This is a genomic window from Brevibacterium casei CIP 102111 (assembly GCF_900169275.1).
Lineage (GTDB): Bacteria > Actinomycetota > Actinomycetes > Actinomycetales > Brevibacteriaceae > Brevibacterium > Brevibacterium casei.
On record NZ_FXZC01000004.1, the window covers coordinates 546,815 to 555,783 of the forward strand.

Below are 8,969 nucleotides of genomic sequence, written 5' to 3' on the forward strand. Positions count from 1 at the left end.
CGCGGCGGCGAGGTCTTAGGCCCACCTGTCGTCAACGACGTCGGCAAATCTGCCGATCTCGTCCCGCAGGCGCTCGACGAGTGCGTCGCCTTCAGCTTGGCTTCGTCGGCGGCTCTCCTCGGACTTCCAGCCGTCGAACGGGTCGAAATGACTGTTCCAGTACGAGTTCCAAGCAACGATGTCTGCGCTCAACGCCTCCGACAGTCCGAGGTCCTCGGGGTAGAGCGCGTAGTTGGCCGATCCGTTCTCCCAGAGGACAGTTCGACAGTAGTCAGGGAAGAACCTGATCGTCCGCCTGGGGTGCCCGCTCGGCTTTGTTGATTGCGGGTTGTCGTCGCGTGCCATGATGCCTTCTCGTTTCTGCGAGATCGGGGTGCTCAGGGTCATCGGAGCGCTCGGGGTGTTCGGGGTGCTCAGAGTCTCATCGGTCGGACCGCAGTCACCGTCCTCGTCCGGTCCTTCGAGGTGAACACAGACGGGATGGACTCGTCAACCACACCGGTACCTCGACTGCCGACCTCGGCGCGAACGACATCGGTGTATTCGACGGCTGTGCGCTCCCACCAGCGACGTTGCCTTGTCTGCGACGTGCTGCACCGTTAGCGTAGTGAGCACCACGGCGAGCGACGAGACACCCCGAAGGAGCTGATCGTGTGAACCCGAAACGAGACCGCATCGTCGGACTGATCTGCGGCGTGCTCGGCGCCGCGGTCATCGGCATCGGAGTCTTCTGGGTGAGCCTGCCGGCGCTCATCCTCGCGGCCGCGATGGCAGCCCTGCCGATCGCCCTCATCGTTCGCGGAAGCGACGATGCCCCTCCGAGACAGCCGTGGCACCGCTGGGTCGTCGTCGGACTGCTGTTGGCCACGGTGGTCGTCGCGATCGCCTCCCTGCTCGACATCGCCCCACTGTGGCCGGTGGTCTTCGGTTGCCTGGGTGCGGCGTACTACAGCCTCGGCATCCTGCTCCTGGCCAGGCGCAGGCCGGTGGCGCCGAACGCGGCGACAGACGCCCGACCCCTCAGCTGACGAGAACCATCCCCGCCGAAGGCACATCCCCGCCAACGCTGACGACAGAGCCCCGCCAACGCAAGAGCCCCGCATCCCGACAGTGAGATGTCGAGAGGCGGGGCTCTGCGCTGTACGGTCCGGCCGGACGGCTCAGCCGAAGTGCTTCGGCAGGGTCTCCGCGTGGGCGTTGCGCAGTTCGTCGAGACCGACGGAGAAGTGGTCGACGACCTCGAGCTGAGGCGAACCGTCCCCGGTGTCGGTCATGCCGATGCGGATGAATGGGAAGTTCCTGGCGGTGCACATGTCCTTGAACCGGACCTCCTCCGAGCGCGGGACGGCGACGATCGCCCGCGCCGTCGACTCGGAGAACAGGGCGGTGAAGACGTCGATGCCGTCGCGCTCGCACAGCTCGTCGAGCCAGATCCGCGCCCCCGTGCCGTAGCGCAGGCACGACTCGACGAGGGCCTGCGAGAGGCCGCCCTCGGAGAGATCGTGGGCGGCATCGACCATCCCGTCGCGCGAGGAGTTGATGAGGATCTCCGCGAGTTCGCGCTCGGTCTCCGGCCGGTACTTCGGAGGAACCCCGCCGAGGTGGCCGGCCGTGACGTCGGCCCACGCCGACCCGTCGAGCTCGGCCTCGGTGGTGCCGAGCAGGTAGATCGTCTGCCCCGGCTCCTTCCAGCCGCTCGGGGTGCGGCGGGCGACGTCGTCGAAGATGCCGAGCACGCCGACGACCGGGGTCGGGTGGATGGCCACGCCCCCGGTCTGGTTGTACAGGGACACATTGCCGCCGGTGACGGGGATGCCGAGGTCCTGGCACGCCTCGGCGAGGCCTTCGACGGCGGCGGCGAACTGCCACATGATCTCCGGGTCCTCGGGGGAACCGAAGTTGAGGCAGTCGGTGACCGCCCGCGGGATGGCACCGGCGGTGGCGACGTTGCGGTACGCCTCGGCCAGGGCGAGCTGCGCGCCGCGGGCCGGGTCGAGGTAGCCGTAGCGGCCGTTGGCGTCGGTGGCGATCGCCACGCCCAGACCGGACTCCTCATCGACGCGGATGACACCGGCATCGTCGGGGAAGGCCTGGGCGGTGTTGCCCTGGACGTAGCGGTCGTACTGGGTGGTGATCCACTCTTTCGACGCGAGGTTGGGCGAGCCCGCGAGCGCGACCATCGTCGCCTTGAGCTCCTCATCGGTCTCCGGTCGCGGAAGGCCTGCGGACTCGACGGAGTTCGCGGCCACCTCGGCGGTCCAAGACGGTTCGGTCATCGGACGCTGGTAGACGGGACCGTCGTGGGCGACCGACCGCGGGGGCACGTCGACGATGACGTCGCCGTGCCATTCGATGATGAGGCGGCCGGTGTCGGTGACCTCGCCGAGGACGGAGGTCTCGACGTCCCACTTGTCGACGATGGCCATGAACTCGTCGAGGCGGTCGGGGCGGACGACGGCCATCATCCGCTCCTGCGACTCGGACATGAGGATCTCCTCGGGCGTGAGCGTGTCATCGCGCAGCAGGACATCGTCGAGGGCGATGTGCATGCCGCCGTCGCCGTTCGAGGCGAGTTCCGAGGTCGCGCAGCTGATGCCCGCGGCACCGAGGTCCTGGATGCCCTCGACGACGCCGGCGCGGAAGAGCTCGAGACAGCATTCGATGAGGACCTTCTCCGCGAAGGGGTCGCCGACCTGGACGGCCGGGCGCTTCGAGGGCTTCGTGTCGTCGAAGGACTCCGAGGCGAGGATCGAGGCCCCGCCGATGCCGTCGCCGCCGGTGCGGGCACCGAAGAGGACGACCTTGTTGCCCTTGCCCGAGGCGTTCGCCAGCCGGATGTCCTCATGGCGCATGACGCCCACGGCCAACGCATTGACGAGCGGGTTGCCCTGATAGACGGAGTCGAAGACCGTCTCGCCACCGATGTTGGGCAGGCCGAGGGAGTTGCCGTACTGGCTGATGCCGGAGACGACGCCGTGGACGACGCGGGAGGTGTCGGGGTGGTCGATGGCGCCGAAGCGCAGCTGGTCCATCACAGCCACGGGGCGGGCGCCCATCGAGATGATGTCGCGGACGATGCCGCCGACGCCGGTCGCAGCACCCTGGTGCGGTTCGACGTAGCTCGGGTGGTTGTGGGACTCGACCTTGAAGGTCACGGCCCAGCCGTCGCCGATGTCGACGACGCCGGCGTTCTCGCCGATGCCGACGAGGAGGTGCTCCTTCATCTCGTCGGTGACGTAGTCGCCGAACTTCGACAGGTGGACCTTGGAGGACTTGTAGGAGCAGTGCTCGGACCACATGACCGAGTACATCGCCAACTCCGCCGAGGTGGGGCGACGTCCGAGGATCTCCTTGATCCGTGCGTATTCGTCGGCTTTGAGGCCGAGTTCGGCGAACGGCTGGTCGACGTCGGGGTTCGCGGTGGCGAACTCGACCGTCTCCCTGACCTTCTTCGAGGTCGCCGGGACCTCCTGGGACTCGTCCGCGCGAGCAGACTCGGAATTCGCGGAGATGAGGTTTTCTGACATGTCCTCTGGGTGGCCCTTTCCTACGACACGGAGCTCGCCGTCCATCTTATCCGGGCAGGGCAACGCCGCGCGCCCTCGCCCCTGGGACAGCCCGCCTCGGCGAGGACGGGGCAACCGCCTCGGCGAGGGCGATCGGGCTCCGCCTCGCCGGACGAACTGTCCGCAAATTAGACTGGGAGCCATGGCAACTCCCAAGATCGTGCTCTTCTACGTCTTCACCCCACTGCCCGACCCTGAAGCGGTCAGGCTGTGGCAGCACACGCTCGCGCAGAGCCTCGGGCTCAAAGGGCGGGTCATCGTGTCGAAGGATGGGATCAACGCGACTCTCGGCGGTGACATCGACGAGGTCAAGGCCTACGTGCGGGCGACGAAGTCCTACGAACCGTTCCGGAAGGCCGACATCAAATGGTCGAACGGACAGGGCGATGACTTCCCGCGTCTGAGTGTGAAGGTCCGCCCCGAACTCGTCACCTTCGGCACCACGGACGAGATCACGGTGACGACCGACGGCGTGCAGGGCGGGGGAGTCCACCTGGGGCCGGGAGCGCTGCACAAGCTCCTCGACGAACGCGGCGATGAGGTCGTCTTCTTCGACGGGCGCAACGCGATGGAGGCGCAGATCGGGAAGTTCCGCGATGCGATCGTCCCCGACACCGAGACCACCCGCGACTTCATCGCCGAGATCGAATCCGGCAAATACGACGACCTCAAGGACAAGCCCGTGGTCACGTACTGCACCGGCGGCATCCGCTGCGAGGTGCTGTCCGTGCTCATGAAGAACCGCGGCTTCGATGAGGTCTATCAGCTCGAGGGCGGCATCGTCCGCTACGGCGAGACCTTCGGCAACACCGGCTACTGGGACGGTTCGCTCTACGTCTTCGACAAGCGCATGCACGTCGAATTCGGTGAGGGTGCCGAGTCGATCGGCCACTGCGTCGAGTGCGGGACGCGGACTCCCGAATTCGTCAACTGCGCGAACCTCGAATGTCGGAAGCAGTACCTCCGGTGCGCGGAGTGCACGGCTGCCGGGCTCCAGCCCGAGTGCACGGACTGTGCCGAGGATCCCGCCCTCGCCGAGGCGGCCGCCGGCTGAATCCCGTCGTCGACCGAGGGTCGACAACGCCCGATCGTCGCCGTCACGTGAGGAGCCGGCGTCGGACGTCAGGCGAGGAGTCGGTCGAGGATGTGCTCGCGGGCCGCGTAGGCAGAGCGGCTCTCCGCGATCGCGGGCATGAGGTGATCGCCGAGGCGGGTCGACATCGCGATCACGCACCGGGCCTCGACCTCGACTGGATCGGCGCAGATCTCGCCGACGAGCTCCCGGAGGTAACCGAGGTGCTTCTCATCGACTCGGCGCAATCGGCGTGCCACATCCGGATCCCGGAGACCCCAGTGGCGGATCGCGAGCTCGACGTCGACACCGGTGGCAGGTCGGTCGTCTGCCTCGTCGACGACGTCGACGAGACGCCGCAGCCGCTCGCGAGGGTCGTCTCCGGCGCTCTGCTCGGTCCGGTCGACGATGCGGTCGGTCACCTCGTGCTCCCACACGTCGAGCATCTCCGTCAGCAGCGCCGACCGATCGGCGAAATAGCCGTAGAAGCCGCCCTTGGTGACGCCGAGGGACTGCGCGAGAGCCTCGACTCTCACCGCCTCCGGACCGCCGACGGCGAGTGCCCGCAGGCCCTCGTCGATCCAGGCGCGCCGGGGAGTTCGTGGATGGGCCATGGTCACCTCTCTCACTTCAGATCTATACGGTAGCGCATAGACCGTGGTAGCGTGCTTCTATACGCTGACGTATATATCGAGGTGACCATGAGACTGCCCCGGAGCGCCTACACCTCCAGGCACTGGCGCATGCACGAGATCGCTCCCGACTTCACGGTCGAAGACGTCTGGGAGCTGCCGATCCGCGGAGACCGCGACGAGCTGCCCCGGGTCGTCGACGCAATCTTCGGCAGCGCGTTCCCCGATGAGGCGCCGGCCGTCGTCCGCGTCCTCTGGGCAGCCCGGTGGAAGATCGGCGCGCTGCTCGGGTGGGACGACGTCGGTGGCGGACTCGACGAACGCGTGCCGTCTCTGCGGCAGCGGCTGCCCGACGACCTCCGACCCGACGCGGACGTCCGAGTGGACCCCTTCACGCTGGTCTTTGAGACCGAGGACGAGTTCGCGGCCGAGCTGGCGAACCGCACCGTCCACACGGCGATGCACCTGGGCTGGCTGCCCGGCGACGCCGGCCGCTATGTCTGCCGGATGACCGTGCTCGTCCGCCCCAACGGCCGACTCGGCGCGTTCTACATGACGGCGATCAAGCCCTTGAGGCTGCTCTTCGTCTACCCGGCCCTGCTCCGGTCGATCGGGCGGCGCTGGGAGGCGTCCGCCTCGGCGCGGTGATCCCGCCTCGGCCAGGACCCGCGCGCCGAGACGATGAGGACGGCGCCGATCTGGAGGACGACACCGTAGCGGACGACCTCGGCGAAGCCGACGGTCGGCAGCATCGCGATGAGGAAGCAGAGGAGCAGGCCGGCCGCGAGTTTGCCGACCCAGCGCCACAGCGGACCGACGATGAGCAGGGTGCCGAGTGCCGCCTCGGCGACCGTCGCGATCACCCCGGCGACGGCGGCGAGCGGACTCGGCGCCCACGGCAGCAGCACCCCGACATAGGCGAGGAACTCCGGCCACGATCCCCATGAGACTCCGGGAGCGCCGGGCGCTCCGAGGAGTCCGAAGCGATCGGCGACCGAGAGCAGCAGTTCGATCCCGACGACCGCGCCGAGGAGACGGCCGGTCAGCCACCGTGCCCACCGACTGCGGGTCAGAGCTGCCACGCCCGCGATGACGGTGAGTGCGGTGAGGGCCGTGACGATTGGACCGACCGTCACGCCCTGCAGCACGCCGATGCCGGCGACGATGACGCCGAGTGCCGTCCAGATGAGACCGCCTGCCAGGCGGTACCTGTCCATGTACTCCATGTTCACTCCTGTGCTCCTGAACCGCCGTGGTCCGCGGCGGTGGTCATGGTGATTGCTGCCCGCCCCACGTCTCGGCCTGTGACGCCTGCTGTGGCTCCGATGCCCGTCCTGACGCACTCCCCGCGCCCTCACGGCCGCCGCCCGAATGGTAAGGTGGTTGACTGATTTCAGGATAGGAGGCTGGGGAGAAATGGTCAAGGACTTTACCAATCCTCTGCGGGAGCGACCGCTGCCGCTCGGTTCCCTGCTCTCGTCGACGGCGCAGCACCTCCTCGGCGGCCTCGACGATGCCCTCGCTCATGCGGGACTGGCGGGGATCCGGTCCGCGCACGCGCCGCTGTTCCTCGTCATCGATCCCGAGGGGACGAGGGCGTCGGAGCTCGCGAAGCGGACGAAGATGACGAAGCAGGCGATGGGGGAGCAGGTCCGTCACCTCGAGAGGCTCGGCTACGTCGAGGTCGTGCCCGACCCGAGCGACGGCAGGGCACGGCTCGTGCGGCTGACCGCATCCGGTTGGGAGGGAGTCGAGATCGCCGAGGCGGTGATCACCCGCTTCGACGCGTGGCTTGATGAGCGCATCGGCGCCGAGGCGGTTGCGCAGGTGCGTGTGACGCTTGGCGAGATCCTCGGCAGTGACTCATCCGAATGGGGTGCTCGGTCAGCGGAGCCGAATGCGACAGAGAGCGCAGACGAGCAGGCCTGACTGCGGGCGGACGACCCAGGCGCTCGATGCCGGACACCAACCGTCGCGCTTCGGGTGTCGCCTCACTCCGCCACCGTCTCACCTCTTCGTCAGCGCAGGAGACTCCTCACCGCCGCGCTGACGTCGGTCCAGCGGAAGTCGAAGCCGGCGGCTTCGAGCCTCTCCGGCAGGACCCACCGGCTCTTGAGGACGAGCTCCGACTCCTGCCGGAGGACCGCCATGCCGGTCTCGAGGAGCCACCTCGGCGCGGGGATCCCGATCGGCATCCGCACCGCGCTGCGCAGGGCGGCCATGAGTGCGGCGTTGTCCGAGACTCCCGGGCTGGAGAGATTGACCGGCCCCGAGATCTCCGGATGCGTGTCGATGAAGCGTATCGCGGCGACGAGGTCGTCGATGTGGATCCAGCTGAAGCGCTGACGGCCGTGAGTCGGCTCGTGCCCCCGCCACACGGTCGGTCCGGAGGCGTGCGGTCCTATTCCACGGTAACGCCGATGACCGAACCACCGTCCCTCGAGCTGGCGACCGCCTGCGCCGAAGCGAGCGGCCGTCGCGAGCATGCTCAGGGCCGCACCATCACCGAGGACGATCGCCATCCGGGCGGCCACGCGGCGAGTGCGCGGCAGTTTGCCGCGGAAGAACTCCGCTTCCCAGCCGGTGGCGACGTCGACGGAGAATCCCTCCCCGATGTCTCCGGTCGATTCGGTCTGCGGGCGGTCGATCGCGTGACGGTAGATCGTCGCCGTGCTCGCGTTGATCCACAGCCGCGGCGGCGCCGAGGCGGAGCTCACCGCGTCGTGGAGTGCCCGGGTCGTGAGGATGCGGGAATCCCAGATCTCTTGCCGATTACGGTCGGTGTAGCGGCATCCGACGCTTCGGCCGGCGAGGTTGATGAGGAGATCGGCGCCGTCGACTGTGACTCTGATGCCGTCCGGGTCATCCCATCCGGTATCGGCAGAGCTACCGCGACCGATCGTGCGCACCCGGTAGCCCCACTCCTCGAGCGGGCCGATGAGTGAGCGGCCGATGAATCCTGAGGCGCCGGCGATGACGGCGGTGGGGGAGTGGACGGGAGATGCGGCAGGCTCGCTCATGAGGTCACCGTAGCGTGGCGAGCATCGGACTCTCGGGTGCCGGCTTCTGGCGAAACGCTGCGTCTCAGCGCGCGGCTCGCTGATGGTCCTGGTCCTGGGTTGCAGTGCTCGATTCGAGGCGGCTGGCGCGGCCCGATTCGGGTGGCGTGGGTCATGTGGTGGTTGTCACCCTGCCTGGTGTGGTTTCGGGGTTGCGTGGGGGTGTTCTGGTGGTCTAGAGTTATATCTCGTTCGCCTCACCGGGAACACCACAACAACGCGGTGTTTCCACCGGGTGTCACCAGCGCAAACACAAGTTTGGCCAGGACAGTCCGGGTGTGTGGATCGGGCGGACGCAATCCTGTGGATGCCCCCAGCGAGCACGCGAATATTCGTGTGTGGTGTGGGTGTGTGTTTGTGGTTTGAGAATCCAATAGCGTGTTTGTTTGAACAATGTGATGCCAGAAATTTTTTCTGGTAAGACAACCAAAAACCCATGGACTTTTTCGGTTCATGGTGGGGTCACCGTCCACCCCCGTGGATGGGTGACTGTCTTGCCGGGATCACTAGAAATAAATTTTTTATGGAGAGTTTGATCCTGGCTCAGGACGAACGCTGGCTGCGTGCTTAACACATGCAAGTCGAACGCTGAAGCCTGGTGCTTGCACCGGGTGGATGAGTGGCGAACGGGTGAGTAACA

Annotated in this window: 9 protein-coding genes and 1 rRNA gene; 5 read left to right on the forward strand and 5 right to left on the reverse strand. The window is 67.3% G+C overall.

Features of this window, described 5'->3' with window-relative positions; translation table 11 throughout:
- Positions 1 to 15: 15 nt before the first annotated feature.
- Positions 16 to 345, reverse strand: coding sequence for an immunity protein CdiI family protein (locus BC102111_RS12215; RefSeq protein ID WP_009380242.1), 330 nt, complete (start codon positions 343 to 345; stop codon positions 16 to 18).
- 308 nt (positions 346 to 653) lie between these two features.
- Here BC102111_RS12215 and BC102111_RS12220 point away from each other — a divergent pair, with 308 nt between their 5' ends.
- Positions 654 to 1,028 (forward strand): hypothetical protein, encoded by a 375-nt coding sequence (locus BC102111_RS12220; RefSeq protein WP_009380240.1) that lies wholly within the window; start codon positions 654 to 656, stop codon positions 1,026 to 1,028.
- Positions 1,029 to 1,160: 132 nt separating this feature from the next.
- On the opposite strand, the gene purL is transcribed toward BC102111_RS12220, so the two are convergent.
- On the reverse strand, positions 1,161 to 3,527 hold the full coding sequence (purL, locus tag BC102111_RS12225; RefSeq protein ID WP_009380238.1) for a phosphoribosylformylglycinamidine synthase subunit PurL: 2,367 nt from the start codon (positions 3,525 to 3,527) through the stop codon (positions 1,161 to 1,163).
- A gap of 181 nt (positions 3,528 to 3,708) precedes the next feature.
- Here purL and trhO point away from each other — a divergent pair, with 181 nt between their 5' ends.
- A complete protein-coding gene (gene trhO / locus BC102111_RS12230) occupies positions 3,709 to 4,620 on the forward strand; it encodes an oxygen-dependent tRNA uridine(34) hydroxylase TrhO (RefSeq protein ID WP_009380236.1) in 912 nt (303 codons plus the stop codon).
- 68 nt (positions 4,621 to 4,688) lie between these two features.
- Here the strand turns inward: trhO and BC102111_RS12235 are convergent, their stop codons facing one another.
- Positions 4,689 to 5,252 carry a TetR/AcrR family transcriptional regulator gene (locus BC102111_RS12235; RefSeq protein ID WP_009380234.1) on the reverse strand — a complete coding sequence of 188 codons (564 nt, stop codon included), beginning with the start codon at positions 5,250 to 5,252 and terminating at the stop codon, positions 4,689 to 4,691.
- Between the two features lie 87 nt (positions 5,253 to 5,339).
- Between BC102111_RS12235 and BC102111_RS12240 the strand changes: the two genes are divergently transcribed.
- The gene (locus BC102111_RS12240) at positions 5,340 to 5,918 is read left to right on the forward strand and encodes a DUF2867 domain-containing protein (protein WP_009380232.1); all 579 of its coding nucleotides are present in this window, start codon (positions 5,340 to 5,342) and stop codon (positions 5,916 to 5,918) included.
- Here the strand turns inward: BC102111_RS12240 and BC102111_RS12245 are convergent.
- Positions 5,858 to 6,496, reverse strand: a complete 639-nt coding sequence (locus tag BC102111_RS12245) for a hypothetical protein (protein ID WP_009380230.1) — start codon at positions 6,494 to 6,496, stop codon at positions 5,858 to 5,860. The genes BC102111_RS12240 and BC102111_RS12245 overlap by 61 nt on opposite strands.
- 190 nt (positions 6,497 to 6,686) lie before the next feature.
- Here BC102111_RS12245 and BC102111_RS12250 point away from each other — a divergent pair, with 190 nt between their 5' ends.
- Complete coding sequence (locus tag BC102111_RS12250) at positions 6,687 to 7,199, forward strand: MarR family winged helix-turn-helix transcriptional regulator (protein ID WP_009380229.1); 513 nt, start codon at positions 6,687 to 6,689, stop codon at positions 7,197 to 7,199.
- A gap of 89 nt (positions 7,200 to 7,288) precedes the next feature.
- Here the strand turns inward: BC102111_RS12250 and BC102111_RS12255 are convergent, their stop codons facing one another.
- On the reverse strand, positions 7,289 to 8,290 hold the full coding sequence (locus BC102111_RS12255) for an epimerase (RefSeq protein WP_009380228.1): 1,002 nt from the start codon (positions 8,288 to 8,290) through the stop codon (positions 7,289 to 7,291).
- A gap of 559 nt (positions 8,291 to 8,849) precedes the next feature.
- On the opposite strand from BC102111_RS12255, the gene BC102111_RS12260 reads away from it, so the two are divergent.
- Positions 8,850 to 8,969: ribosomal RNA gene (locus BC102111_RS12260) — 16S ribosomal RNA — on the forward strand; the annotation flags it as partial.